Consider the following 25622-nt stretch of genomic DNA (forward strand, 5'->3'; position numbering starts at 1 on the left):
GACGCAATTATGCGCTACTTCAGGCAGTCGATCAGCGCCTGTTGCCAGTGCGGCTGGCTGACCTGCCAGCGCTCGGCCAGGCGGCTGCAGTCCAGGCGCGAGTTGTGCGGGCGCCGGGCAGGCGTCGGGTACTCGCTGGCCGGAATCGGTACCACCCGTGCGCAGGGCAGGCCGCGCGCCTCGAGCTGTTCGGCGATGGCCTGGGCAAAGCCGAACCAGGATGTCTCGCCTTGCGCCGCCAGGTGGTAGAGCCCCCAGTCGCCGGCCTCTCCGGCCTGCCAGCGACGAATCAGCGCGGCGCTGCTGGCGGCGATGGTATCGGCCGAGGTCGGCGCGCCGATCTGGTCGTTCACCACGCGCACTTCGGGCTTCTCTTGCAGCAAGCGCTGCATGGTCAGCAGGAAGTTGCGCCCTTCGAGCGAGTAGACCCAGCTGGTGCGCAGGATCAGGTGGCGCCCCCCAGCACTGGCCACCGCCTGTTCGCCGGCCAGCTTGCTTTCGCCATAGACGCCTAGCGGGTTGGGTGTGTCGTCCTCGGTGTAAGGGGTCTTCTTGTCGCCATCGAAGACGTAGTCGGTCGAATAGTGGATCAGCGGAACGTCCAGCTCCGCGGCGACCTGGGCCAGCACTCCCGGGCCCTCGGCATTGACCGCGAAGGCCAGCGCGCGCTCGCTTTCGGCTTGGTCCACGGCGGTATAGGCCGCTGCGTTGATGATCAGCTGGGGAGCCAGTTGCCGGAGCCGGTCGCCGATGGTTTCGCTGCGTGCCAGGTCGAAATCGGCGCGTCCCAGCACCTGCAGGCGGTGACCGTGCAGGTGTCGGGTCAGCGCCTGGGCGAGCTGGCCATTGCGGCCGATGATCAGGATGTCGAGCGGTGCGCTTGTGGTCATGAGGGCTCCTTGGCCAGGGCTGCCAGGTACTGGCCATAGCCGGTCTTGCCGAACAGCCTGGCTCGCTCCAGCAATTGTGTGGTCGAAATCCATCCCTGCTCGTAGGCGATTTCCTCGAGACAGGCGACTTTCAGGCCCTGTCGGTGCTCGATGGTCTGCACGTACTGGGAGGCTTCCAGCAGGCTGTCATGGGTGCCGGTATCGAGCCAGGCGAAACCACGGCCGAAACGCTCGACCCGTAGCTTGCCCTGCTTGAGGTAGGCATTGTTGACGTCGGTGATTTCCAGCTCGCCGCGCGGCGATGGCGCGATGTGCCGGGCAATGTTCACGACGTCGTTGTCGTAGAAGTATAGGCCGGTCACCGCATAGCTGGACTTGGGGGCTCGCGGCTTTTCCTCGATCGACAGGGCCCGGCCGTGGCCGTCGTACTCGACGACACCGAAACGCTCCGGGTCCTTGACCCAGTAGCCGAACACGGTCGCGCCGTCGGGCTGGCCCACGGCGCGGCGCAGCTGCTCGGTGAAGCCCTGGCCATGGAAGATGTTGTCGCCAAGGATCAGGCAGACCGGGTCCTGGCCGATGAACGCCTCGCCGATCAGGAACGCCTGCGCCAGCCCATCGGGCGAGGGCTGCTCGGCGTAGCTGAACCGTACGCCGAACTGGCTGCCGTCGCCGAGCAGCTGGCGATACTGCGGCAGGTCCTGGGGCGTGGAGATGACGAGGATCTCGCGGATGCCCGCAAGCATCAACACCGAGATCGGGTAGTAGATCATCGGCTTGTCATAGACCGGCAGCAGTTGCTTGGAAACGCCCAAGGTGATCGGATGCAGGCGCGTGCCGGAGCCGCCGGCCAGGACGATACCCTTGGTCATGCGATCAGGTCCTTGGGATCGCTGTTGCCCAGGCGTTCGCGCTGGTAGCTGCCGTCCTGCACATGGCGGCACCACTCCAGGTTGTCCAGGTACCACTGCACGGTCTTGCGCAGGCCGCTCTCGAAGGTCTCCTGCGGTACCCAGCCCAGTTCGCGCTCGATCTTGCCGGCATCGATGGCATAGCGCAGGTCATGGCCGGGGCGGTCCTTGACGAAGGTGATCAGGTCGGCGTAGCGGGCCAGGCCGGCCGGGCGCTGGGGCGCCAGCTCCTCGAGCAGGGCGCAGATGCCACGCACCACGTCGATGTTCTTCTGTTCGTTATGCCCGCCGATGTTGTAGGTTTCGCCGACCTGACCCTCGCTGACCACCTTGAGCAGTGCCCTGGCATGATCCTCGACGAACAGCCAGTCGCGTACTTGCAGGCCGTCGCCGTAGACCGGCAGCGGCTTGCCCTCGAGGGCGTTGAGGATGACCAGCGGAATGAGCTTCTCGGGGAAATGGAACGGGCCATAGTTGTTCGAGCAGTTGGTGATCAGCACCGGCAGCCCGTAGGTGCGATGCCAGGCACGCACCAGGTGGTCCGAGGCCGCCTTGCTCGCCGAGTACGGTGAGCTGGGCGCATACGGCGTGGTTTCGGTGAACAGGTCATCGACCCCGTGCAGGTCGCCATAGACCTCATCGGTCGAAATATGGTGGAAGCGGAACGCCGCGCGCTCGTCGTCCGGCAGTTTCGACCAGTACTCGCGGGTGGCCTCGAGCAGGCTGTAGGTACCGACGATGTTGGTCTGGATGAACGCCGATGGCCCATCGATGGAGCGGTCGACGTGCGACTCGGCGGCCAGGTGCATGATGGCCTGCGGCTGGAAACGTTGCAGCGTGCGCGCCACCGTCGCCTGGTCGGCGATGTCGGCCTGGACGAACTCGTAGCGGGTATCGAGGGCGATGCTGCTCAGCGATTCCAGGTTGCCGGCGTAGGTCAGCTTGTCCAGGTTGAGCACCTCGTGCTCGGTATGGTCGATCAGGTGACGCACCAGCGCCGATCCGATGAAGCCTGCTCCGCCGGTAATGAGAATTCGCATGTGTCGTGCCACCTTTCCGTTGCTGTCGATACGTGAGGATGAGTTGTAGGCCGTGATCATAATACGCAAGCGCGGGATGTGCTGCGGCCTGGAACGCTTTTCGCGCGGTCGCGGCGCCTTGCCGACGGTCTTGTGCTTGCCAAGCGAGGGCCTGGCCTGTGATATAGGCAGCAAATAGACCGAGGGCGACCACCGATGTTCGTCAACACCCTGATCCAGCGCTCCAGCCAACCTTCCCCACGGATCGACGAGGCCCAGGCGCGCGCCTTGCTGCAGACGCATTATGGAATCGACGCGACGCTGCAGGCATTGGGCAGCCAGCAGGACCTGAACTTTCGCGTGGACAGCCAGCAGGGCACCTACGTGCTGAAGATCTGTCATGGCAGCTACGGCCAGCTCGAGCTGCAGGCCCAGCACGCCGCACTGGCCCACCTGCGCGAGCAAGGGATGCCGGTGCCGGCGGTACGTTCGACGCTGTGCGGGAAGGCGCTGCTGGAACTGGAAGTGGACGGCCAGCCCCTCCATGCGCGGCTGCTGGACTACCTCGAAGGCCAGGCGCTGACACGCCTTCGACACATGCCGGCGCGGTTGTTCGGCGAACTCGGTGGGCTGTGCGCGGCACTCGACAAGGCCCTAGCCGGCTTCGACCATCCGGGGCTCGAACGTACCCTGCAATGGGACCCGAGGCATGCCGAAGCCCTGATCGAACAACTCCTGCCCGTCCTGGGCGACGATCCACGGCGTCAGCAGGTTGCCGCTATCACCCGCCAGGCCCTGGATCGGCTGCTGCCATGGCGCGAGCACCTGCCCGTGCAGGCCGTGCACCTGGACATCAGCGACGACAACACGGTCTGGCAGCGTGACCAGCAGCGCCAGTGGCAGCTCAAGGGCGTCATAGACTTCGGCGACCTGTCGCGTACCTGGCGCATCGCCGATCTGTCGGTGACCTGTGCCGCGCTGCTGCACCACGCCGAGGCTGATCCATTGCGAGTGGTGCCGGCCGTGCGCGCCTATCACGCCGTGAATCCGCTGCAGGAGGCCGAGCTGCAAGCACTCTGGCCACTGGTCGTGATGCGCGCGGCAGTGCTGGTGTTGAGCAGTGCGCAGCAATTGAGCGTGGATCCGGGCAATCGCTATATCCGCGACAACATCGATCACGAATGGGAAATCTTCGAAGTCGCCAGCAGCGTGCCGTTCGAGCTGATGCAGGCAGCCATCCTGCTGGCCGCCGGGCACCAGCTGCCAGTGCCGAACTTCGGCGCATGCCTGCCGCTGCTGCCCGGGCTCAGCGGACAAGAGGTCGTCAGGGTCGATCTGGGGGTGGTCGGACCGCACGCTCAGTTCGGCAACTGGGAACAGGCCGGCTTCGACCAGCGCGTGCTGGCCGAGCAGGCAGGCGAGGGCGGCACCGCTTGCAGCCTGTACGGGCAATACCGGCTTTCGCAAACACAGGTCGACACCCCCGAAGAGCCAGCCACCTGCGCCCTGGGCGTCGAGCTGCAGGTACCCCTTGGCAGTGCCTTGCAGGCGCCGCTGGCCGGAACCTGGCAGCAGGGCCCCGGGCTTTCCGGCTGCCTGCGCACTTCCTGCTGGACGCTCTGGCTGGACGGGCTGAAGGATTCGCCGGCGCACGGGCAAGCCTTGCTCGAGGGCCAGGGGCTGGGCTGGGTCGATGGCCTGCTGCGTGTGCAGCTGTGCCGCGCCGAAGGGGTCGAGCCACCGTTCTTCGCCAGGCCGTCGCATGCCCCGGCCTGGCTGGCGCTTTGCCCATCGCCCAGTGCCTTGCTCGGCCTGGACTGTGACGCCGAGCCCCTGCTCGATGCGCAGGCCCTGCTGGCGCGCCGCGATGCCAGCTTCGCCCGCTCGCAGAAGCATTACTACGCCCAACCGCCGCACATCGAACGCGGCTGGCGCAACCATCTGATCGACATGCAGGGACGCTCCTACCTCGACATGCTCAACAACGTCGCGGTACTGGGCCACGGGCATCCCCGCATGGCCGCCGAGTCGGCGCGCCAGTGGTCGCTGCTCAATACCAACTCGCGCTTCCATTACGCAGCCATCGCCGAATTCTCCGAACGCCTGCTGGCACTGGCACCGGCAGGCTTCGACCGGGTATTTCTGGTCAACAGCGGCACCGAGGCCAACGACCTGGCGATCCGCCTTGCCTGGGCCGCCAGCGGCGGTCGCGACCTGCTCAGCGTGCTGGAGGCCTATCACGGCTGGTCGGTGGCCACCGATGCCATTTCCACTTCGATCGCCGACAATCCCCAGGCGCTCGATACCCGGCCCGACTGGGTGCATCCGGTCGAGGCACCCAATACCTTCCGCGGTCGCTACCGCGGTATCGACAGCGCGGCAGGCTATCTGCGCGACGTGGAGGCCAAGCTGGCCCAACTCGATGCCCAAGGTCGGCAGCTGGCCGGTTTCATCTGCGAGCCGGTGTATGGCAATGCTGGCGGCATCGCCCTGCCGCCTGGCTACCTGCGCGAGGTCTATGCCAAGGTGAGGGCGCGCGGTGGAATATGCATCGCCGACGAGGTGCAGGTCGGCTACGGAAGGCTCGGCGAATGGTTCTGGGGGTTCGAAGAGCAGGGCGTGGTGCCCGACATCATTACCATGGCCAAGGGCATGGGCAACGGCCAGCCTCTGGGCGCGGTGATCACCCGTCGCGAGATCGCCGAAGCCCTGGAAGCCGAAGGCTATTTCTTTTCTTCGGCCGGCGGCAGCCCCGTCAGCTGTCGCATCGGCATCGCGGTGCTGGAGGTGATGCAGGAGGAAGGCCTCTGGCATAACGCCCGGGAGGTCGGCCGCTATTTCAAGGCGCGCCTGCAAGCATTGGTCGACAAGCATCCGCTTGCGGCAGCTGCCCATGGCTCAGGCTTCTACCTCGGGCTGGAGCTGGTCCGCGATCGGCAGACGCTGGAGCCTGCCAGCGCCGAGACGGCGATCCTGTGCGATCGCTTGCGTGACCTGGGAATATTCATGCAGCCGACCGGGGACTACCTGAACATCCTCAAGATCAAGCCGCCCATGTGCACGACCCGGGCCAGCGTCGACCATTTCGTCGACAGTGTCGATCGAGTGTTGTCCGAGGGGCTGTAGGAGGGTGGCCACGAGCTGCAAGCTGAAGCTGCAGTCGTGGGAGTGCTGGGATGAGCGTAAAGCCGATTTGTATCGGCTTTTGCCGCCTTATCATAGGTTTTTAATGTTTTGTCTGCTTTTAAATTCGATATTTATCCGATATAAAGCGCCTGGACGTTTCCCATTCATCCGCCGGCATTGCGCTTCCGGCTTTGCAGAGGTTATCCATGAAGACTCTCGATACGACTCCTCGCGCCGACGGCTTCCACATGCCGGCCGAGTGGGCGCCCCAGACGCAGGTGTGGATGGTCTGGCCTGAGCGTCCGGACAACTGGCGCCTGGGCGGCAAGCCGGCGCAGGCGGCGCACGTGACGCTGGCCAAGGCCATTGCTCGCTTCGAACCGGTCACCGTGGCGGTTTCGGCGGCACAGTACGAGAACGCCCGCAGCCGCCTCGATGTGCCGAACATCCGCGTGGTGGAAATGAGCAGCGATGATGCCTGGGTTCGCGATACCGGGCCGACCTTCGTCATCAATGACGACGGCCAGGTGCGTGGCGTGGATTGGGGCTTCAACGCCTGGGGCGGTTTCGACGGTGGCTTGTACGCGCCCTGGAACCGCGACCAGGAACTGGCCGGCAAGATCCTGGAGATGGAGCGCTGCCAGCGCTACGAAACCGCAGGCTTCGTGCTCGAGGGCGGTTCGATCCATGTCGACGGCGAAGGCACGCTGATCACCACCGAAGAATGCCTGCTCAACCGCAATCGCAATCCGCATCTCGATCGCGCCCAGATCGAGCAGATCCTGCGCGACTACTTGGCGTTGGAAACCATCATCTGGTTGCCGGAAGGCTTGTACAACGACGAAACCGACGGGCATGTGGACAACTTCTGCTGCTACGTCAGCCCTGGGGAAGTGCTGCTGGCATGGACCGATGATCCAGCCGACCCCAACTATTCGCGTTGCCACGCAGCCCTGGAAGTGCTCGAGCGCAGCCGCGATGCCAAGGGCCGGACGTTCGTGGTGCACAAGATGCCGATCCCCGGCCCCTTGCACGCCACCGAGGAGGAGTGCGCCGGAGTCGACCAGATCGCCGGTAGCCAGGAGCGTAACCCATCGGTGCGCCTGGCCGGCTCCTATGTCAACTTCCTGATCGTCAATGGCGGCATCATCGCCCCGAGTTTCGACGACCCGGCCGATGCGCAGGCCAGGGCCATCCTGTCCAAGGTGTTCCCTGACCACGAGGTGGTGATGATCCCAGGCCGCGAGCTGCTGCTCGGCGGCGGCAACATCCATTGCCTGACCCAGCAGCAGCCGGCACCTGTCAGACGCTGAAGCTGACAGGCCACTGGAACCTCAGAAAACCACCGCTTGCGGTGGTTTTCTCGTCTTGACGCCAAGGTTGCAACATTTCCTACGAGTTAATCCGCGTAGCCCCACAATAAAAGCAGAAATAAGAACTTTGTACCGCCTCACAACGCAAGCGTAATGAAATTAACCACAAGCCTGATTGTTTTTGGTTATAAGCACCTGCTTTTCACGTTTTTTTGACATCTTTGAGTCCAGGCGGCTAGGATGCCGCCAACGCCCGCTCGCCACCTCCCGGCAAGCGGCTGGAAAAGGCCTGCAGAACAAGCACTGGCGGGCCGCTCAGTCTGGATCCTCGAAGCGTCGAACCTGCGAAGGGGCGTAGGTCCTGGCGTTGGATCGCAGTGCGTTTTGATTCGTAACAAGGAAAATAAAATGTTGAAAACCAGCATCAGCCTGATCGCATTGGCACTGTGCGCCGCGACCCAGGCCCAGGCCAACGATCAGGCCGCCAGCAACGGCTTCGTCGAAGACAGCAGCCTGAACGTGCTGTTGCGCAATGCCTACATCAACCGCGACAAGAAGCACGACACCAATGACCAGGCGCAATGGGGCCAGGGCTTCATCGGTACGTTCTCTTCCGGCTTCACCCAGGGCACCGTGGGCGTGGGCGTGGACGCCTTCGGCCTGTATGCCATTCGCCTCGATGGCGGCAAGGGCCGCAACGGCGGCGCGGGTATCGACTTCTTCAAGGCCAGCGACACCGCGCCGACCAACTCGCCGCACAACCTGGCCCGTGCCGGCGCGGCGATCAAGTTCCGCGTCTCCAACACCGTGCTCAAGTACGGTGACCAGATGCCATCGCTGCCGGTGCTGCAATACGATGACTCGCGCCTGCTGCCGGAAAGCTTCACCGGTACCCTGATCACCTCCAAGGAGATCAAGGGCCTGGAAATCAATGCCGGCCGCTTCACCCAGGAAGCGCGCAAGAGCATGGAGGGTCGCGACAGTGGCGGCCTGAAGTCGATCAACGTGCTGGGCGCCAGCTACAAGTTCACCGACAACCTCACCGCGTCGCTGTATACCTCCGATATCGAAGACGTGATGAAGAAGCACTACCTGGGCGTGAACTATGTCCACCCAATCGCCGACGACCAGTCCCTGACCCTGGATTTCAACGGCTACAAGAGCGACATCGACAGCCAGTACGAGCGCGAAGCCGGCCTGACCGGCGACTCCAACACCATCTGGAGCCTGGCCGCCACCTACGCCTATGGCCCGCACTCGTTCACCATCGCACACCAGCGCAGCACCGGCGACACCGGCTACAACTACGGCTACTACCAGGATCGTGGCGGCGTGGGCGACGGTGGCTCGACCATCTACCTGGCCAACTCCTACTGGTCGGACTTCAACGCCGAGGACGAGCGCTCCTGGCAGATCGGCTACGGCCTGGACTTCAGCGCCTTCGGCGTGCCGGGGCTGAGCTACAAGGTCGCCTACGTGCGTGGCGACAACATCAACACCCACGGCTTCGGCGAAGGCAAGGAGCGCGAGCTGTTCAACCAGGTCCGCTACGTGGTCCAGGAAGGCCCGGCCAAGGATCTCTCGGTCAAGCTGCGCAGCTCGATCCTGCGTACTTCGAACAGTGTCCGCCAGAACGGCTACAACGACGACGGCAACGAAGTCCGCGTGTTCGTCGAATACCCGATCAGCGTCTTCTGATCCTGCTTCCGGGGCCGCCTCGCGGTCCCGGAATCCTCCCGCTAGCCCGCCCCGGGCATACCTGTGCCGCTGCGCCGAAACGAAGCGAGCCCGCCTTCTGGCGCGTCATGGCAGCACCGACACGCTATCGTCCCTTGCCGAACGACTGAAGTCCGGCAGCCATACCGTCGCGCGCGATCCCCCGCCTTCACGATTGGCCAGCGTCAGCCCGCCGCCATGGCCGACGGCGATCCGCTGCGCGATGCTCAATCCCAGGCCATAGCCGCCGGAGACCTGGCTGCGCGAGCCCTCGCCACGCACGAACGGATGGGCGACGGCTGTCCAACAGCACGGCATCGATCCCGGGCCCGCGATCATCCACATGCAGGTGCAGTCCCAGTGCGCTGGCTTCCAGGCTCACCGACACGGCCCGTGCATAGCGCATGGCATTGACCAGCAGGTTCTGCAGGCAGCGTTGCAGCAACAAGGGATCGACCTGCAGGTTGCGACCCTGGCCGTGTACCGGCAAGGGCTCCTCGCGGCTGGCCAGGTCGGCGCACAGGCGCCTGACCAGACGTTCGATATCTACTTGCTGCAGGTGCTGTCGTTCGCCCGTGATAAACCGGCTATTTATGGCTATTTGTGGAGTCGAATCGGCGTGCAGGCACTCTTCGTACAAAGCCTAAGCCACTTCTCCGGTGCTCAGAATCGTCACCGTAAAGACCACTGTCATTACAGTGGGCAAGCCACCATGGCGTTCATCAATGTTCGTATCGACGCCGATCTGAAAATCCGAGCCTATCGTGAGCTTGAGCGGTTGGGTGTTACGCCTTCCGAGCTCATGCGCCAAGCATTGCAGTACCTCGCCGAGCGCAGGCTGCTGCCTTTGCAGCCTCGGGCGGGCATCAGCCTTGAGCTGATTTTACCAGCGACCAACATTTCACCCTGGATATGCGCGATGCGCTCAAGGCGTATCCAGGCTTGGCGCCCCTGACCAAACGTGGAGCCTTCGAGGGCGTGATGCTGGGCGATGGCGGATGGTCGGTGGAATGGCCGGAGCTGGATATTCAGATTGGTGCCGACACGCTGCTGCTGGACGCGCTTGCCCAGACCGCGCCTGATGAAAACACCCGGATCTTCATTCGCTGGCGCCTGCGGCACCAGACGAACGGTTTCTTGCTGTGAGGGCAGGGGATTCGCGGGGCTGGAATTTGGTGGATTTTGGGGTGTGCCTCATTGCGTAGCTATAAATAAATCAGCTCTTTATAGCTATTTGTGGAATCGAATCGGCGTGTAACGGCCTTGTCCTTCGTCGGTTTGTGCTCATAAGCCACTTGTTTGCTGCCCAGAATTGCGCCACTGTAAAGACCATTGTCATTACAGTGAGCAAGCCATCATGGCATCCATCAATATTCGTATCGACGACGATCTCAAAATCCGAGCCTATCGTGAGCTTGAGCGGTTGGGTGTTACGCCCTCCGAGCTCATGCGCCAAGCCTTGCAGTACGTCGCCGAGCGCGGGCAGTTGCCTTTTAAACCTGTGCTCATGACTGATGAAGATGAGGCGCTGCTAGCGACCGTTCGCGAGCGCCTTGCCGACCCTCAGCGAGTGAGGGTTTCGCTGGATGACCTATAGCCTTGAGTTCGATGCGCGAGCGCTAAAGGAATGGCAAAAGCTAGGGGATACGGTCCGGCAGCAACTCAAGAAAAAACTCGCCTCGGTTTTGCTGAATCCGAGGGTTGAGGCGAACCGGCTGCATGGCTTCCCGGACTGCTACAAGATCAAGCTGCGCAGTAGCGGCTACCGATTGGTCTACCAGGTGATCGATCAGGAGGTTGTAGTTTTTGTGGTAGCTGTGGATAAGCGCGAGCGGGAACAGGCTTATCGCAAGGCGGCAGAGCGAGTGGTAGGTAAAACGTCATAACGAACAAATTGCCAAAGGACGGGTTGTGGTGGTCTTCGAGGTATTCGTTGGTATGCAGCGGATCTAGATGCGGCACCAGACGAACGGTTTCTAGCTGTGAGGGCAGGGGATTCGCGGCCTTGGAATTTAGTGGATTTTTTGATGTACCTCATAAGGTATCTATAAAAAATCAGCTAGTTATGGCTTTCTGTGGAATCGAATCGGGAATTTTGGGGCTCTATCGATTGCTTCTATGCAAGAGGACGTCTGCTGCTGAAGACATCTTGAAAGCTTCAGTGATGAGATCACCGGTTTCGAATACTAGCTAGGGAGGAGCACAAAGTGTCTCGAACTAGTCTGTTATAGACGACCGTTATCGACCCCAAACGGCCCTTTGTATAGGTCAGCTTGCGGGCGTTTAGTTCTAAAAAGAATGCTTGATGTAACCGGCACCGCCCCCCTTTTTTTCTTCAGGAGGAGGCTGGTGCCAGTATTTGTCGTTGTTGATCATGAGCGCTACTGGTTGCTGAACCAATCGCTATGAGTCATCTCATGATGGCAAACAATTTATCTGAATCTTGAAAATAGCACTGGATAATCTTCTGGCCCGAGCTCGACAACTTGCGTTCCTCGTCTCGCGAAATATTTTTTCTTATACAGCGATGGCTGATCCTGCCCTTCAATTTCAAGAACGAAAACTGTTTTATCGAAATAACTCACGCACTTCATGTGTGAGTTAATGTAGGACTTCAACGGCTCAGAAATCTCGGAGCGTCCAATTCTGTCGGTGATAATCTGAAATAATTGATCCAGATCTTTACCCAAAAACTTAGCTTCATGCTCGACCCCTGTGACGTGGAACTCACCGAACAGAAGTGGCTCAACTCCAAATAAACCTTTAACTCGCAAAGCTGTTGCCGAGTTGTCGGCGACGCCTATCACTACATATCCTTTATGCCCTTTTTGAATATTTGCTATTGCAGAACAAGTTTCCAAAATTTTATCCAGTGAGCCTTCGTCAAATGCTGGATTATTGGAAAGCTCCAAGAACCCCTGCTTGAAATCATATGCAGGCTGCTCTGTCTTCGAGTTCGTTAATAGATTTTGCAACTTGGTAACCCAATGAACTTTTGCCGGGTCTGGGTTAGCATCTTCCTCAAAAAACTGGTGAATAACTCCTAAAACAGTTTTTACTGCGGCATCCCTATTTTCTGCCCCCCAGCGCCCCCCTTCTTGTATTACGATGTTTTTGCCTTTGTTGGTAAGCGCATTGATGACTCCAGCCCTATCAGTAATAACCATACCTTTACGAACAATTAAGTCATGCATGGCCAAGAATACAGCTTGGAAATATCTAGGGATCGGGTTCCCAACACCATTACCTGGGAACAAAAGTTGGAAAAACGACGTTTCCGCCTGTGCCAGCAACAGCACTAGAGCATCATGAGTGCGTTGATAATCGAGATCGACAAGATCTGGGTTGCGTCGACGAATCGCCAGATCCATAGCTTGGAAGCGGTCAAGACTTGCCCCTTCCAATGGGACACTGGCTCCATAGTAATCGTCAAACAATTCAGTCCTAGATGCTACGGGGCCATCAGATACCATATAGGCGATGACGTCTGCTACCAACTCCTCGTCTCGGCTTTGCCGCAAGTTGTCCTTGGTTAAAATTCCATTTTTCACCCAGAATACTTCATCAGCATTTATCCCATAAGAAAGTTCCTTATTTGTAATGCTGATATTTTTCATGGCGTTCAAAAAAAGCAACGTGCTATTTGACGTATCACCGCGTATTCTTGAAGAGACAATGCGAACACAGTCTGCAAAAGAATTGGTCGCCCCTGCAACCCGTAGCTCTTGACGAGATAGTTGGCGACCACCAGAATTAATTCTTCTGAATACTTCGTCAACTGATTCGCCATCTGCAAATTCATAAATAGAGAGTGGGACTGGATAGGCTGCTATAGACAGGCAGTCCTCTCTAGACATTAATGGTGTTTTTTGCTCAAGAATCTTTCGGTCCAACATGTCCTTTGTCGTAGCAAAAGTATTCAAGTCAAAATATGAGTTATTAACTGAGAAGTCGTTATTTATAAACGACGTCACAGCATCCATGCGCTGCATGCCATCAATAATTTCAAGATGGCCTTCCGGATTATCTTTTGGGTCGGCAAGCAAAATGATTGGAACAGGGAATCCATTAATAATAGAGTCAATAAAGCTTTGTTTCTCCTCAATAGTCCATATCAACTTCCTTTGGTAGCGCCGATTTACAACGTATTTTTTGTCTACGTAATTTATGTAAATGCGCTCGACTTGCTCGCCCCTGACAACCAACTCTTGCTGTGGTGAAGCCATATCTACCTCCAGTTAATTTTGCAATCCTACCCGACCCTATTACTCAGCACCACATCAAATCATTCCAGCAGCGAAGCTATCCTGTCAATACTGAAGTGAAACCTCATATTATACAATGCACCTAATAACAGCTAGTTCGAAAAAGTCAGGTAGCGATTGTGAATTCCGTTGCTTTACGGGACACATAGAGTGACTGCTATTGGCCGATTGCTGCCCATCGAAAAAGGCCTCTCAATAGCCAGTCTCTTGGCTCCCAATGCTATGGGGGTAGCCCAAGGTCACTCAGAGGAATGACCGTACCCGCTGCCATCCCTTCCAGCACTCTTCCGGAACGATGTCTCTATAACCCCGCTCTTTCTCCAACGCAAAGGCGGCACTGAGAGGCACTGCTGTCGCGGTTGCATGATCTCGTATCTCAAGCACCTCAACCTCGCTGAGTGGTGTGCCTTTGCGATCCCCCGCCGCTTTGAGCAAGGATACAAGCGGCGGTATAAAAATGAGGCATAGCGGATCTGTAGACAAAGGTTGCCTCTTGGGAGGGTAACCGGTATTAAAGATCGCAGCTTATAGGCCTTGGAAAGCAAACGGCAAGTCCAAGTCCACCTTGGCTGCTTTATAACGACTAGGCGATCCGTTACGGGCCAAGGATTGCGGGTTGCAGGTGGCCGCGACCGACCCAAAGCAAACATACGTCAGGATTATGTTTATAGCTTTTTGCGCTAAAAACAGGGGAATCAGTTCATTTACTCTGTACTAGCTAACCATTCACGGGCATGCTTCGCTATCGATAATCGCACGGAGATAGCAATGCTGTTCAACAAGGCTGTATTCACGACTCATAGGCGCCACGTCGTTGGTTTCGTACTGGCTTCGCCGCTGACTGCACTTATGATCTGGTGGGCGTTGGGATGGTCTTGGGGAAGCTCCAACGCACCTGCATGGGTCCAAGCAGTTGGTTCAATTGCTGCAATTTTGGCTTCGGTTTGGATAGCCAATTCTAAGGATGAGCGTGACGAAAAGAGGCGCCTTTTTGAAGACGATAAAGCGCAGGAGAAAGCAAGGGTTCGTCTAAGTATTATTGGTGAGAGCGTAAAGGATATTCATGACTTCTCAGTTCGCTTACTCAAATCATGCTGTGGCTTGGGAGTTTTTGTTTATCATGTGGACCTAGATCAGGTGATCCGCTCGCTAGAAAACTATTGCGAGCAATTAAATAAAATAGATGTCCTGGAGCTGCCAAATGAGGTGGTTGCAAGGGCTTTTCTCTCCGTGTGGGGCAATGTTAGAGAGGCTCAAGAAGAAATTCGGATCGCGGCGGCGCAGCGAAAGTCTGAGGATTACCGTCCGGCTGTAGACACGGCGTGTAAGCGGATACTTGAGGCTACTCATTACTGGTTCGACACAGTTGGGTCATATACGGCGAAAGCACCAATAGCCAGCAGATACGCAGATGAGTGCGTTAAGGAATTGCAGCAGGCTTACCTACGCATGGGTGAGTTAAAAAAAGAAGAATGCTGCCCGCTCAGAAAATAGGCCGTCACTTCGGGGAATTAATAATTAACAGCAATTTTTTCCTTCAGTAGGGACAGCTGGTAGCACGGAGCGAACTCTGCCCGGTACTGTTCGCTTCGGCCAATAGCCGGCCATCAAGAATGGCAGCTACGAGTCGGTTGCGGTCGGCCGCGATTATCAAAATCAGATCTTATTAGCATTTGAAGGCCCATGCCCTTCCTAAACGACGAGCCAGCAGCCGCACGGTCAGCAGGTAGTAATATCGAGTTGCCTTGCATCGCCTCGATAGTCGGTGGTCGAGAAACCAAGCAACATGTTTTTTCTGCCAACTCCACGGTGTTTGTAGCTGCCAGCGTTCAGATATCTCCGCTTGGATGAGCTTTGCTTGCCGTAAATGGCGCTGCCGCGTTGCGTACGATCCCGTCAGCACCGCAGCCAAGAACAGTTCCATATCGAATGGCTTACTCATATGCGTCCTCCAATGTAGGCCGCGATCACATTGATCCGACCGTGCCCCAACTCATAGCTGATTTGCGTTCGGGCCTCACGATCTAGGCTCCTGTCTGTCAGGCAACATTGGCCGCCGTTGATAGGCGCGGGGTGTTGGGTGATTTGCTCATAGCGTTCACATGCGTACGCCGCTCGTAGCTCATGGAAGCCTTTTAGATTGTGTGCATGCAGGACGTCCCGCGCTGGGCGGATGATTTCCTGCAGAACATTCCGATAGGTTTCGTCTGGCGCAATCAGGTTACGGCTACTCGCAGGCGACACCTGCCGTGCAAATCCAAGTGCGTCTTGAACATGGTGGTCCACCGCAATCCATCGTGGCGCTGAGGCGCCGGCGCGGCCGCCTTTGGTGCCATCCTGGATGTTAATCCTGCCTAGGTCGTTAGCCTCGCGGCTCAGCCGTGGCAAGTCGGCTAGGATGGCCTCACGCAAGCGCATGCCGGTAGCTCGCGCCAACAGAACGATTGCAGCGGACCGTAGCTGATGATCGCGGCAAAGCACATCGACAATCTGCTTAACCTGTTTTCGGTCTTGGCCCTGCGGCACTGAGTCTCGAACTCCGCTGCGCTGCATACTCAACGCCTTGCTCGGACTTGGCAATTTCACGCACTGATCACCGCGAAGCGCTGCCATGGTCCTGTTAACGCTGGATAGTCGGTTTTGTGCGGTGCTGACGGCGAGATCACCGCGCTTAACAATGTCGCGCAGATACGCCGCATAGTCGGCCAACAGCTTCCGATCAATCTGCCGTGCATCATTGATACCCGGCCCCTGTTCGGAGCGGCACCATTTCACGAATGCCTGCCACCGATCACTGTGCGCTTTGACCGTGCCGTAATGGCCGCCGCCGAACATGTTTTTTAGCGCTTGCGGCCCTGCATAGCTCAGTTGCCTGCCATAGCCGAAATTGCGGCCATCCCGCATACCTACCAATGCCATGTCGGTAACCTCATCTCTTGCTCTCCAGTCCTCGCCCCACGTCATCCCGCCAAGAATGCTGAGTGTTATCAGGGATCAAGGCCCCTGCGACCTGTGGGGATGTCCTCTAACGCGGGACTGCCGGCTCTTTACGACCAAGAGCAAGGGCATCTCATGATCTGGCCTCCTGAGCACCGTTACCGGTGGGCGGGTGGAGGCTGCATTGGCTGACGAGACCAGTGCCGCGAGATCCTGAGCCGAGTGAACGCAGCGGTGCGATGACCGGGGCATGCCTGACTGTCAGTCAGGTGCAGTCCATTCCGTGGTCTGCAGCACCATCATCTACATCGCTGTTGCTGGTGACATCGGCGTTTGTCACGCCGATTGTCACGAGTGGAGTAGCCGCAAAGCCAAGTGCGATGAGGGCTGCAGCAGTGCTAGAAGCGCCCGTCTCTTTCCAGGAGAAAGAGACGGGCGCAGGTTGGCGAAATATTCGGCCAAGCGGATAGGTTGCTGCAGGGCAGCGAAGTAGGAGGTGTTGTCTGGCGCACGAGGGCCAAGATTTGAAGTAGGCATCCATCACCGGGGAGGTGACCGGGCGAGCTGCCGGATGCGAATCGCCATTTGGGGGGAGAACCACCGCGAGAGCGGCGTGACCTTCAAGGTTCTGGTCACCTGGGTGCTGTCCAAGACAGCGTTTGCACCTCAGTTCTACGCCTGTGGATAAATTTGGTCAACGCCAGAATCCACGGGGCATCTGGGCTTGTGCATGAAATTATCCACCGGTGGAAATCAGTGGTATCCAAAGGATTAGTGTCGGCTTTTAGCTTTGCAAAGCGAGGTCCATCCAAACAGGGCGGCTTTGCAGCCCTGTTTGGATGGACCCGAATTAAAGAGCGGCCAGTGGCGATCTGGAAGGTTTACCGACGATTGAATGCGCCACGCCCACTCGGCAAGGGGGTGATGTTGTCGCCAGCTGGATGGGCGAACTCATGTGGAGTCACATGCCCCGATCTGTTGGCATCGATGTAATTGCTCCACCACGCCATGATCAGTCTGCGCTGCTCCAAAAATTCGGCCTTGTGGATATAGGCGGCGCGCACGCGATTGCGTTCCTTGTGGCTCATCTGCCGCTCAATCGCCGCGTCCGTCCACAGCCCTGACTCCAGCAAGGCGCTACAGGCCATGGTCCTGAATCCATGCCCGCATACCTCCTTGGATGTGTCGTAGCCAACGTTGCGCAGCACCTGGTTAACCGTGTTCTCCGACATTGGCTTCCAATACTTGTGGTCACCGGGCAACACCAGTTCGGAGAAGCGACTCAAGCCGCGCAGCCGTTCAAGGATCGCGATGACTTGGGGAGAGAGCGGCACTATCTGTATGTCACCGCTCATCTTTGTCCCACGAGTGGAATTGCGGACGCCGTCGATTGGCTTACGGGTGTCCGGGATCTCCCACATTGCCCGTTGCAGGTCGAACTCATCCCAGCGCGCAAAACGCAGTTCGCTGGAGCGCACGAACACGTGCAGCGTCAGCAGTACAGCCAGCTTGGTTAGCTCACGGCCGTTGTAGTTGTCGATTCGGCTGAGTAGTTCGGGGAGGCGGTTGAGTGAGAGGGCAGGGCGGTGCACGGTACGCGGGGCATGGATCGACCCTGCCAGATCGAGCGCCGGATTCTGGCTGATCTGCCGCGCCCGCTTCGCGCCCCGCATGATCGTGGAGAGATAGTTTTGCACGCGCAGGGCAACGTCCATGGTGCCGCGTTCTTTGATACGCAGGGTTACCTCAAGCAGATCATGAGTATCAAGCTCAGCGATGGGGCGTTGGCCGATCAGGGGGAAGACGTGGGTGCGCAACCGACTCATGACGGTCTTGGCGTGTCCTTCCGTCCAGCGCCGGGACATTTCGGCGTGCCACTCCAGGGCGACGGTTTCAAAAAGCAGGGAAGCTCGTTGAGCAGCTAGCTTCGCTTTCTTCTTCTCCTCCATCGGGTCGAGGTTGTCGATCAACAGGGCCTTGGCTTCATCGCGCTTGGTCCTCGCGACGGCCAGCGAGATGATGGGGTAGTTGCCGATGATCAGCGTGCCTTCCTTGCCGCTGGGCTTGAAGTAGCGCAATCGCCACGTTTTCACGCCGTTGGGTTTCACGAAGAGGTACATGCCGCCACCGTCGAACAGCTTGTAGGCACGTTCGCGAGGTTTCGCAGTACGGCATTTGAGGTCGCTGAGAGGAACGGCTAGACGTGGCATAAGGGTACGTTCTCCATGCAGGAAAGACGCTGTACCCTAAAAATACCCCCGGGGATGGGGTATTTTGTTGGATCCCGACGGAGGGTCCTGGAACGAAAAAACCCGCCAAAGGGCGGGTTTTAGGGGCTTCCAAGGCATTCAGTGGAACGCGATGGAGCTGGATATGGTGCCGGCACCAGGAGTCGAACCCGGGACCTACTGATTACAAGTCAGTTGCTCTACCAGCTGAGCTATACCGGCATAGGGGCGTCATTATAGCGATCGGTTGGCCGCTGTAAACCACTTCCGTGTTTTTAGTTGATTCTGGCCTAAGTCACCGATCTGTCAGGGGATTTTCTACCAGTCGGAAGCCATCGGGTCGTTGTCGAGCTTCATCGGCTTGCCGGGGTTGAAGAACAGCTTGGCATTGTCGCAGCCGTCCTTGCGGCAGCGTTCGGTGACAGGCTGCGTGGGCAGGCCGTGGTCGCCGCCCAGTTGCATGGCTGGCGTGTCCCAGGCGTCCGTGGCCTGCTGGGGATCGGGATGGGTGCAGCCGACGAGGAGTGAGGCGCAGGCAAGGGCGAGCAGAGCAGATCCAGACTTTGACACAGGACAGTACCGTTCGTGACGAATGACCATTGGGAGAGGATGGCCATGATATCGCTGGAGCGGCTGGCAAACCTATGCGGCAAATGTATGAGGGTGCGTCCAATCATGGCGGGAGTTTTCGGATGGTCGATGAACCCTTTGGTGCTATTGGCGTACAAGCTTATTCACAAGGCGTGTGCCAGTTTCCCGCGTGCTCGCTACCGTTCGGCGCATTCTTCCAAGGTTGCCCAAGGCCCTGTTTTCATTGATGTCGAAGAATCGAAAGGGCCAGCGAAGCGGTTCGTCGGCTGCGTTTGCAACCCGATTGAACCCATTCCATCAAAAGCTTGTACACAGAGTTATCCACAGGTTTTCAAATTCGTCGTTCGCCCAGGATGAGCAGGTTCCGCGGCGTCAGGGCGTGTTCGCAGAACGTGCCGACCGCTACGTCGTAGCCCTGCTCGCCCAGCAGCAGCGCGCGATCGAGCACCAGCCAGAGTTCCAGGGGGCGGCGGAACAGGTGGCGGACCAGCTCCAGGTTGCGGACTTCGGCGAGCCGTTGCCAGCCTTTGGCTTCGAGGTCGAGCCAATCCACCGTGCCGCTCAGGGGCACCTGCTTGAGCGCGGCCAGGTCGCGGCAGTATTGCTCGAAGGGCTTGTGCAGCCAGGCTACCGGCAACGATGGCGTGGACAGGTATTGGTCGCTGTGCCGCTGGCGACGTTGCAGCAGGTCGAAAGCCAGGCGGCGAGCCATGGACAGGTCGCGCTGGCGTCTGGCACGGGCGCCTGAGGTCACTGCTTCGTTGAGCGCAAGGCCTAGGTCGTCGAGCGAGAGCTGCAGGCTCGAGGCGCGTGCGGCGGTGGATAACGGCTGGTAATGGGTGCCCTGGATGCGGTTGTAGCAGCACGGCGCCACGGCCACCTGGTGGCAGCCTTGCTGGCTGGCCAACCGCAGCAGGTGCACGTGCAGGTCACCACAGGCATGCAGGGCGACAGCGCTGGTGGCGCTGCCCAGATGCCTGGCGCTGCCAGGCGCCAGCACATCCTGGCACACGTGTGTCGCGGGCAGGCGATGGTGGTCGCTCAAGGCCTGGCCAGCGCGCACCAGATCGGAATCGTGCTCCAGGCAGGTCAAGCGCTGGCCAGGCTGCAACAGGCGGCGCCCGAGATGACCCTTGCCCGAGCACCAGTCGAGCCAGTGGGTCGCGGCTTGGCGGTAGGCCAGGCGCCGGCCGAAGGCTTCGATCTGCTGCCATTTGCGGCCTGGCACGCCAACATCCAGGCGGTGTCCGGCTGGGTGCAGGCCCACGTCGGGGAGTTCGCCGAGGGATGCGAGCGTCACGGCCTGAGCGGCCAGCGCGGGGAAGGGGGCCGGCGCCTGCAGGCGCTGCGGGTCGGCCTGGGCCGCCTCGGCCTCTGCAAGCGAGCGGGTGCGTAGCCAGTCGGCCAGTGGCGCATGCTCGAGCGTCCACCGCGGTTGTGGCTCGACGAACGGCCGGGGTCGCCACAAAGACTGGTGCTGGCGCAGAAACAGGTCCAGCGCCTGGAAGCGTTCGAGCAGCTGGTCGCCTTGCAGGTAGGGGATGGCGGTCATGGGATCGTCACGAAGAAACGGGGCTGTCGCCAGCCCCGTCGAGGTCAGCGGCCCTGGCTGGCGTCGACGCGCAGCCAGCGCTCGAGCAGCTTGAAGCCCTGCACCAGCAGGAAGGAAATCAGCAGGTAGAACAGGCCGGCAGCGAAGAAGATCTCCACCGGCAGGTAGGTCCGGGCAATGATGGTCCGCGCCATGCCGGTAAGTTCCAGCAGGGTCACGGTACTGGCCAGGGCGCTGGCCTTGAGCATCAGGATCACTTCGTTGCTGTAGGCGGGCAGGCCGATGCGGGCCGCGCGCGGCAGCATGATATGGACCAGGGTCCTGGCCCGCGACATGCCCAGTGCCCGGGCCGCCTCGATTTCCCCCTTGGGAATCGCCTGCAGGGCGCCACGCAGGATCTCCGCGATATAGGCAGCGGTATGCAAGGTCATGGTCAGTACCGTGCACCAGAACGGGTCGCGCAGGTACGGCCACAGCGAACTGCTGCGTACCGCGTCGAACTGTGCCAGCCCGTAGTACACCAGGAACAGTTGCACCAGCAGCGGTGTGCCGCGGAAGAAGAAGATGTAGCCATAGGGCACGGCGCGCACGTACCAGCTGCGCGAGGCGCGCGCGATGCCCAGCGGAATGGCCAGGATCAACCCGGCGATCACGGCGATGGCCACCAGCTCCAAGGTCAGGGTCGCGCCCTGGGCCAGGCGTGGCAGCCACTTGATGATGACTTCCCAGTTCATTTGCCGGCCCCCGCGAAGCCGCGCGCGGCGCGTTTTTCCATGAAGTGCATGCCGGTCATGGCAATGATGGTCAGGCCCAGGTAGATGAACGCGGCAACCATGTAGAAGGTGAACGGCTCCTTGCTGACGGTCACGGCGATCTGCGAGTGGCGCATGATTTCCTCCAGGCCGATCACCGAAACCAGCGCGGTATCTTTCATCAGGATCATAAACAGGTTGCCCAGGCCCGGAAGGGCCACCCGCCACATCTGCGGCAGGATGATCCGCGCAAGGATGCGTCCCTTGGACAGGCCGAGCGCCAGGCCCGCCTCGCGGTGGCCCTTGGGAATGGCCAGGATCGCGCCGCGGAACACTTCCGTGGCGTAGGCGCCGAAGCACAGCCCCAGGGCGATCACGCCGGCGGCGAAGGCATCGAGCTCCAGGCCCGGCATGCCGAGGGCTTCGCCGAGGCGATTCATCAGGCTGACCGTGCCGAAATAGATGAGCAGGACCCAGAGCAGTTCGGGCACGCCACGAACCAGGGTCGAGTAGCTGCCGCCAAGCCATTGCAAAGGCTTGATCGGCGAGGTCTTGGCCAAGGCACCAAGCAGGCCCAGGACCAGCCCGAGCAGTAGCGCGCAAAGCGCCAGTTTTACGGTCATCAGGGTGCCGGCCGCCAGGGCCGGACCGAATCCGTGCAGATCGATAGTCATTGGCAGGTGCATTCAAGGGACCGGCATCGCGCCAGGCGATGCCGGTCGGGGCGTATCAATAGATGCTGAACGGGAAGTACTTGTCGTTGATCTTCTTGTACGTGCCGTCGGCGAGGATTTCCTTCAGGGCGGCGTTCAGCTCGTTGCGCAGCTTGTCGTCACCCTTGCGCACGGCGATGCCGATCTTGTCGCTGTCGACCACCGGCTCGCCCTTGAACTCGTAGTTCTGGCCATCCTTGCTCTTGAGCCATTCGTAGTTGACGTACTTGTCGGCGAGAATGCCGTCGATGCGACCGGCGACCAAGTCCAGGTAGGCGTTTTCCTGGGTGTCGTAGAGCTTGATGTCGATGTCGCTGCCGTAGTTGTCTTCAAGCCAGGTGCCGGCCAGGGTGGCGCGCTGGGTGCCGATCGACTTGCCCTTGAGCGAGTCCTTGTCGGTCTTGAAGTCGACGTTCTTCGGAGCGATGAACTGCAGCTTGTTGGAGTAGTACGGCTCGGTGAAATCCACCGCCTGCTTGCGCTCGTCGGTGATCGACAGGGAGGACACCAGGAAGTCGAACTTCTTGGCGTTCAGGGCCGGGATGATGCCGTCCCAGTCGGAGGTGACCACGTCGCACTCGACCTTCATCTTGGCGCACAGGGCGTCGCCGATGTCCCGGTCGAAGCCGACCACGTTGCCGCTGGCGTCCTTGTTGTTGAACGGCGGGTAGGCCGCCTCGATACCCATGCGCAGTTTTTCCGCGGCCAGGGCATTGGCGGAAAACACCAGCGTGGCGGCAGCGGCCAGGAAGAGTTTCTTGTAGTTCTGCATGTGTTGCTCCGTTAGCGGTGGCTGGACATGAATTGCTTGCAGCGCGCCGAGATGGGACTCTCGAACACCTGCCGTGGCGACCCCTGTTCTTCGATCAGGCCCTGGTGGAGGAACACCACCTCGCTGGAGACCTGGCGGGCGAAGCCCATTTCGTGGGTGACCAGCAACATGGTACGACCTTCTTCGGCCAGTGCGCGGATGACGTTTAGCACTTCCTGGACCATTTCCGGATCGAGCGCCGAGGTCGGCTCGTCGAACAGGATGACTTTCGGCTTCATGGCCAGGGTACGGGCAATGGCGGCACGCTGCTGCTGGCCACCGGACAGCTGGGCGGGGTAGGCGTGGCGCTTGTCGCGGATGCCGACCTTGGCCAGCAGCGCCTCGGCATGCTCGATCGCCTCGGCCTTGCTCTGGCCCAGCACGCGGCGCGGCGCCTCGATGATGTTGTCGAGCACCGACATGTGTGGCCACAGATTGAAGTTCTGGAAGACGAAACCGATTTCGCTGCGCAGGCGATTGATCTGGCGATTGTCGGCCGCGACCAGTTCACCATTGCTGGCAGGCTTGAGCTTGAGCTCCTCGCCGGCTACCAGGATCTGCCCCTTGTGCGGGTTTTCCAGCAGATTGATGCAACGCAACAGGGTCGATTTGCCGGAGCCGGATGAACCCAGGATCGAGATCACGTCACCGTCGCGTGCGGTCAGCGAAATGCCCTTGAGTATCTCCTGCTCGCCGTAGCGCTTGTGCAGGTTGCGGATTTCCAGCGCGGGCGTGGCCTGGGCCATGTGCGTTCCTCATGTGTTCAGGTGCGTTCCCAGCTGTTGGCGGCCTTCCTGGCGAGCGCCAAGCTAGCATAGCGGCTTCATGACAGCTATGGGGTGACGGACAGCTTCGCCGAGCATCGAGGCAGTTTGTCGCATCGCTGCAGCGCGCTGTCGCGCGAATGTCTGCCGCTCGGTTCATCCATGGCGAAGCTTCACGAAAAAAGGCGCGATGGTGCCACTTTTGGGTGGCGGAGGGAAGCCGCCGGCCATCGGTAACACCTCTGATATCCATTGAGGAAAATGGGTTGCACTTTTGGTTGCTCCTTTTTATGCCCCCAATTCATGCACAGGTGTTACCAAGGCGCACCTTTGGTGCGTTTGTAAGTGAGTATTTCTGTAATCCCGACAAAAGACGCGGTATTGGTGACCTTTCGGTCAAATCATGGCCAAAGGGCCTGTAGGCCTTGCTGCACAAGGTTGTGCGGAATTTCGGACAGCGTGGTTCGTCGGCTGGCGCGCTTATTGCGAGGAGCAGGCCATCGGATGCGTCAGCGCCCATGAGCGGCCTGTCGGGTCCTGCTTTCCTGCACAAGTCCACTCCTTGCAAAGGTAGGTTTATGAGCGGTACCAACAATTCCAATGACCTCGCTCAGGGGCTCAAGCAACGGCATGTGACCATGCTGTCCATCGCCGGCGTGATCGGCGCCGGTCTGTTCGTCGGCTCCGGCCATGCCATCGCCGAGGCCGGCCCCGCAGTCCTGCTGGCCTATGCCGCTGCCGGTACGCTGGTCGTGCTGGTGATGCGCATGCTGGCGGAAATGGCCATCGCCTCGCCGGACACCGGCTCGTTCTCGACCTATGCCGATCGTGCGATCGGGCACTGGGCGGGCTTCACCATCGGCTGGCTGTACTGGTGGTTCTGGGTGCTGGTGATCCCGCTGGAGGCCAACGCCGCTGCCGCGATCCTGCATGCCTGGTTCCCAGCGGTCGACCTGTGGGTGTTTTCCCTGGTCATCACCCTGGCGCTGACCCTGACCAACCTGTTCAGCGTCAAGAACTACGGCGAGTTCGAATTCTGGTTCGCCCTGCTCAAGGTGCTGGCCATCGTCGCGTTCATCTTCGTCGGTTGCGCGGCCATGTTCGGCCTGGTACCAGGCAGCCAGGTCAGCGGTGCGAGCCACCTGTTCGATACCCAAGGCTTCATGCCCAACGGCCTGGGCGCCGTGCTCGCTGCCATGCTGACCACCATGTTCTCGTTCATGGGCACCGAGATCGTCACCATCGCCGCCGCCGAATCCAAGGATCCGGGCAAGCAGATCACCAGGGCCACCAACTCGGTGATCTGGCGTATCTGCCTGTTCTACCTGGTGTCGATCTTCCTGGTCGTTGCCCTGGTACCCTGGAACAGCCCCGAACTGGCCGCGCTCGGTTCGTACCAGGCCGTGCTCGGCCTGGTCGGTGTGCCCAACGCCAAGCTGATCGTCGATATCGTCGTCCTGGTGGCGGTCACCAGCTGCCTGAACTCAGCCCTGTACACCGCTTCGCGCATGCTCTTCTCGCTGAGCAAGCGCGGCGATGCGCCTGCCCTGGCCCAGCGCACGAGCAAGGCCGGCACGCCGCATTGGGCCGTCCTGCTGTCCACCGCCGCTGCCTTCCTGACCGTGTTCGCCAACTTCGTCGCACCGGCCGCGGTGTTCGAGTTCCTGCTGGCGAGCTCGGGAGCCATCGCCTTGCTGGTGTACCTGGTGATCGCCGTCTCGCAGCTGCGCATGCGTCGTCAGCGCGAAGCCCGTGGCGAGAAGATCGCCTTCCGGATGTGGCTGTTCCCCGGCCTGACCTGGGCCACCATTGCCTTCATCATCGCTGTGTTGGCAGTGATGGCGGTTCGTCCGGACCACCGCGCCGAGATCGTCGCCACCGCGTTGCTGAGCATCGGCGTGGTCGCCGCCGGCCTGCTGGTCCAGCGCAAGCGCAAGTCGCATGCCGTCACTGGCGCACAGGTGGTGCTGGATAACTGACCGATCCTGGCGGACGAAAAAAGGCCTCGCTCCCGACCTGGGGGCGAGGCCTTTT

Annotated in this window: 20 protein-coding genes, 1 tRNA gene and 3 pseudogenes; 9 read left to right on the forward strand and 15 right to left on the reverse strand. The window is 59.9% G+C overall.

The features are described from left to right. Positions 1-14 precede the first annotated feature (14 nt). From rfbD to rfbB, 3 genes are read right to left on the reverse strand one after another with little or no spacing between them, the layout of a single operon-like run. Positions 15-890, reverse strand: a complete 876-nt coding sequence (gene rfbD / locus ACY8GK_RS17185; protein WP_196174967.1) for a dTDP-4-dehydrorhamnose reductase — start codon at positions 888-890, stop codon at positions 15-17. Continuing rightward, positions 887-1762 (reverse strand): glucose-1-phosphate thymidylyltransferase RfbA, encoded by an 876-nt coding sequence (gene rfbA, locus ACY8GK_RS17190; RefSeq protein WP_462401692.1) that lies wholly within the window; start codon positions 1760-1762, stop codon positions 887-889. Before rfbA ends, rfbD begins: the two co-directional genes overlap by 4 nt. Then, positions 1759-2841 carry a dTDP-glucose 4,6-dehydratase gene (gene rfbB, locus ACY8GK_RS17195; protein WP_196174965.1) on the reverse strand — a complete coding sequence of 361 codons (1083 nt, stop codon included), beginning with the start codon at positions 2839-2841 and terminating at the stop codon, positions 1759-1761. Before rfbB ends, rfbA begins: the two co-directional genes overlap by 4 nt. Before the next feature lie 195 nt (positions 2842-3036). On the opposite strand from rfbB, the gene ACY8GK_RS17200 reads away from it, so the two are divergent. From ACY8GK_RS17200 to ACY8GK_RS17210, 3 genes are all read left to right on the forward strand, one after another. Beyond that, on the forward strand, positions 3037-5946 hold the full coding sequence (locus ACY8GK_RS17200) for an aminotransferase (RefSeq protein ID WP_462401693.1): 2910 nt from the start codon (positions 3037-3039) through the stop codon (positions 5944-5946). A 206-nt stretch (positions 5947-6152) separates the two neighbouring features. Beyond that, positions 6153-7259: an agmatine deiminase gene (gene aguA, locus ACY8GK_RS17205; RefSeq protein WP_462401694.1), complete on the forward strand. Its 1107-nt coding sequence runs from the start codon at positions 6153-6155 to the stop codon at positions 7257-7259. A gap of 408 nt (positions 7260-7667) precedes the next feature. Then, positions 7668-8957 carry an OprD family porin gene (locus tag ACY8GK_RS17210; protein ID WP_196174962.1) on the forward strand — a complete coding sequence of 430 codons (1290 nt, stop codon included), beginning with the start codon at positions 7668-7670 and terminating at the stop codon, positions 8955-8957. 105 nt (positions 8958-9062) lie between these two features. On the opposite strand, the pseudogene ACY8GK_RS17215 reads toward ACY8GK_RS17210, so the two are convergent. Further along, positions 9063-9549 (reverse strand): annotated as a pseudogene (locus tag ACY8GK_RS17215) (sensor histidine kinase); the annotation flags it as partial. A 138-nt stretch (positions 9550-9687) separates the two neighbouring features. Between ACY8GK_RS17215 and ACY8GK_RS17220 the strand changes: the two are divergent. From ACY8GK_RS17220 to ACY8GK_RS17235, 4 genes and pseudogenes are all read left to right on the forward strand, one after another. Further along, a pseudogene (locus ACY8GK_RS17220) lies at positions 9688-9831 on the forward strand (type II toxin-antitoxin system RelB/DinJ family antitoxin); the annotation flags it as partial. Then, positions 9817-10094: pseudogene (locus tag ACY8GK_RS17225) on the forward strand (DUF2442 domain-containing protein); the annotation flags it as partial. The pseudogenes ACY8GK_RS17220 and ACY8GK_RS17225, both read left to right, overlap by 15 nt. A gap of 238 nt (positions 10095-10332) precedes the next feature. Beyond that, on the forward strand, positions 10333-10572 hold the full coding sequence (locus tag ACY8GK_RS17230) for a type II toxin-antitoxin system RelB/DinJ family antitoxin (protein ID WP_196174961.1): 240 nt from the start codon (positions 10333-10335) through the stop codon (positions 10570-10572). Beyond that, positions 10562-10861: a type II toxin-antitoxin system RelE family toxin gene (locus ACY8GK_RS17235; RefSeq protein ID WP_462401695.1), complete on the forward strand. Its 300-nt coding sequence runs from the start codon at positions 10562-10564 to the stop codon at positions 10859-10861. Before ACY8GK_RS17230 ends, ACY8GK_RS17235 begins: the two co-directional genes overlap by 11 nt. Positions 10862-11407: 546 nt before the next feature. Here the strand turns inward: ACY8GK_RS17235 and ACY8GK_RS17240 are convergent. Beyond that, positions 11408-13201 (reverse strand): GmrSD restriction endonuclease domain-containing protein, encoded by a 1794-nt coding sequence (locus tag ACY8GK_RS17240; protein ID WP_462401696.1) that lies wholly within the window; start codon positions 13199-13201, stop codon positions 11408-11410. An 807-nt stretch (positions 13202-14008) separates the two neighbouring features. Between ACY8GK_RS17240 and ACY8GK_RS17245 the strand changes: the two genes are divergently transcribed. Then, positions 14009-14734 carry a hypothetical protein gene (locus ACY8GK_RS17245; RefSeq protein ID WP_462401697.1) on the forward strand — a complete coding sequence of 242 codons (726 nt, stop codon included), beginning with the start codon at positions 14009-14011 and terminating at the stop codon, positions 14732-14734. A 172-nt stretch (positions 14735-14906) separates the two neighbouring features. On the opposite strand, the gene ACY8GK_RS17250 is transcribed toward ACY8GK_RS17245, so the two are convergent. From ACY8GK_RS17250 to ACY8GK_RS17295, 10 genes are all read right to left on the reverse strand, one after another. Next, positions 14907-15182, reverse strand: a complete 276-nt coding sequence (locus ACY8GK_RS17250; RefSeq protein ID WP_462401698.1) for a hypothetical protein — start codon at positions 15180-15182, stop codon at positions 14907-14909. Continuing rightward, on the reverse strand, positions 15179-16159 hold the full coding sequence (locus ACY8GK_RS17255) for an integrase domain-containing protein (RefSeq protein ID WP_462401699.1): 981 nt from the start codon (positions 16157-16159) through the stop codon (positions 15179-15181). The genes ACY8GK_RS17250 and ACY8GK_RS17255 overlap by 4 nt, the downstream gene beginning before the upstream one ends. 899 nt (positions 16160-17058) lie before the next feature. Next, positions 17059-18387: a tyrosine-type recombinase/integrase gene (locus tag ACY8GK_RS17260; RefSeq protein WP_462401700.1), complete on the reverse strand. Its 1329-nt coding sequence runs from the start codon at positions 18385-18387 to the stop codon at positions 17059-17061. A 164-nt stretch (positions 18388-18551) separates the two neighbouring features. Beyond that, positions 18552-18627, reverse strand: a tRNA-Thr gene (locus tag ACY8GK_RS17265). A gap of 96 nt (positions 18628-18723) precedes the next feature. Then, positions 18724-18975 carry a hypothetical protein gene (locus ACY8GK_RS17270; RefSeq protein WP_462401701.1) on the reverse strand — a complete coding sequence of 84 codons (252 nt, stop codon included), beginning with the start codon at positions 18973-18975 and terminating at the stop codon, positions 18724-18726. A gap of 352 nt (positions 18976-19327) precedes the next feature. Further along, positions 19328-20548 carry a methyltransferase gene (locus tag ACY8GK_RS17275; RefSeq protein WP_462401702.1) on the reverse strand — a complete coding sequence of 407 codons (1221 nt, stop codon included), beginning with the start codon at positions 20546-20548 and terminating at the stop codon, positions 19328-19330. Positions 20549-20592: 44 nt separating this feature from the next. Further along, positions 20593-21282, reverse strand: a complete 690-nt coding sequence (locus ACY8GK_RS17280) for an ABC transporter permease (RefSeq protein WP_196179468.1) — start codon at positions 21280-21282, stop codon at positions 20593-20595. Continuing rightward, positions 21279-21974, reverse strand: a complete 696-nt coding sequence (locus ACY8GK_RS17285; RefSeq protein WP_196179466.1) for an ABC transporter permease — start codon at positions 21972-21974, stop codon at positions 21279-21281. The genes ACY8GK_RS17280 and ACY8GK_RS17285 overlap by 4 nt, the downstream gene beginning before the upstream one ends. A gap of 55 nt (positions 21975-22029) precedes the next feature. Next, positions 22030-22785, reverse strand: coding sequence for an ABC transporter substrate-binding protein (locus tag ACY8GK_RS17290; RefSeq protein ID WP_196179465.1), 756 nt, complete (start codon positions 22783-22785; stop codon positions 22030-22032). Between the two features lie 11 nt (positions 22786-22796). Then, positions 22797-23570, reverse strand: a complete 774-nt coding sequence (locus ACY8GK_RS17295; RefSeq protein ID WP_462401703.1) for an ABC transporter ATP-binding protein — start codon at positions 23568-23570, stop codon at positions 22797-22799. A gap of 596 nt (positions 23571-24166) precedes the next feature. On the opposite strand from ACY8GK_RS17295, the gene gabP reads away from it, so the two are divergent. Then, positions 24167-25567, forward strand: coding sequence for a GABA permease (gene gabP, locus ACY8GK_RS17300; protein WP_196179460.1), 1401 nt, complete (start codon positions 24167-24169; stop codon positions 25565-25567). Positions 25568-25622 lie beyond the last annotated feature (55 nt).

This window comes from Pseudomonas sp. Marseille-QA0332 (assembly GCF_054950175.1).

Coding starts and splice junctions, on each gene's coding strand:
- rfbD (WP_196174967.1), bottom strand. CDS start 890: ATGACCACAAGCGCACCGCTCGACATCCTGATCATCGGCCGCAATGGC.
- rfbA (WP_462401692.1), bottom strand. CDS start 1,762: ATGACCAAGGGTATCGTCCTGGCCGGCGGCTCCGGCACGCGCCTGCAT.
- rfbB (WP_196174965.1), bottom strand. CDS start 2,841: ATGCGAATTCTCATTACCGGCGGAGCAGGCTTCATCGGATCGGCGCTG.
- ACY8GK_RS17200 (WP_462401693.1), top strand. CDS start 3,037: ATGTTCGTCAACACCCTGATCCAGCGCTCCAGCCAACCTTCCCCACGG.
- aguA (WP_462401694.1), top strand. CDS start 6,153: ATGAAGACTCTCGATACGACTCCTCGCGCCGACGGCTTCCACATGCCG.
- ACY8GK_RS17210 (WP_196174962.1), top strand. CDS start 7,668: ATGTTGAAAACCAGCATCAGCCTGATCGCATTGGCACTGTGCGCCGCG.
- ACY8GK_RS17230 (WP_196174961.1), top strand. CDS start 10,333: ATGGCATCCATCAATATTCGTATCGACGACGATCTCAAAATCCGAGCC.
- ACY8GK_RS17235 (WP_462401695.1), top strand. CDS start 10,562: ATGACCTATAGCCTTGAGTTCGATGCGCGAGCGCTAAAGGAATGGCAA.
- ACY8GK_RS17240 (WP_462401696.1), bottom strand. CDS start 13,201: ATGGCTTCACCACAGCAAGAGTTGGTTGTCAGGGGCGAGCAAGTCGAG.
- ACY8GK_RS17245 (WP_462401697.1), top strand. CDS start 14,009: ATGCTGTTCAACAAGGCTGTATTCACGACTCATAGGCGCCACGTCGTT.
- ACY8GK_RS17250 (WP_462401698.1), bottom strand. CDS start 15,182: ATGAGTAAGCCATTCGATATGGAACTGTTCTTGGCTGCGGTGCTGACG.
- ACY8GK_RS17255 (WP_462401699.1), bottom strand. CDS start 16,159: ATGGCATTGGTAGGTATGCGGGATGGCCGCAATTTCGGCTATGGCAGG.
- ACY8GK_RS17260 (WP_462401700.1), bottom strand. CDS start 18,387: ATGCCACGTCTAGCCGTTCCTCTCAGCGACCTCAAATGCCGTACTGCG.
- ACY8GK_RS17275 (WP_462401702.1), bottom strand. CDS start 20,548: ATGACCGCCATCCCCTACCTGCAAGGCGACCAGCTGCTCGAACGCTTC.
- ACY8GK_RS17280 (WP_196179468.1), bottom strand. CDS start 21,282: ATGAACTGGGAAGTCATCATCAAGTGGCTGCCACGCCTGGCCCAGGGC.
- ACY8GK_RS17285 (WP_196179466.1), bottom strand. CDS start 21,974: ATGACTATCGATCTGCACGGATTCGGTCCGGCCCTGGCGGCCGGCACC.
- ACY8GK_RS17290 (WP_196179465.1), bottom strand. CDS start 22,785: ATGCAGAACTACAAGAAACTCTTCCTGGCCGCTGCCGCCACGCTGGTG.
- ACY8GK_RS17295 (WP_462401703.1), bottom strand. CDS start 23,570: ATGGCCCAGGCCACGCCCGCGCTGGAAATCCGCAACCTGCACAAGCGC.
- gabP (WP_196179460.1), top strand. CDS start 24,167: ATGAGCGGTACCAACAATTCCAATGACCTCGCTCAGGGGCTCAAGCAA.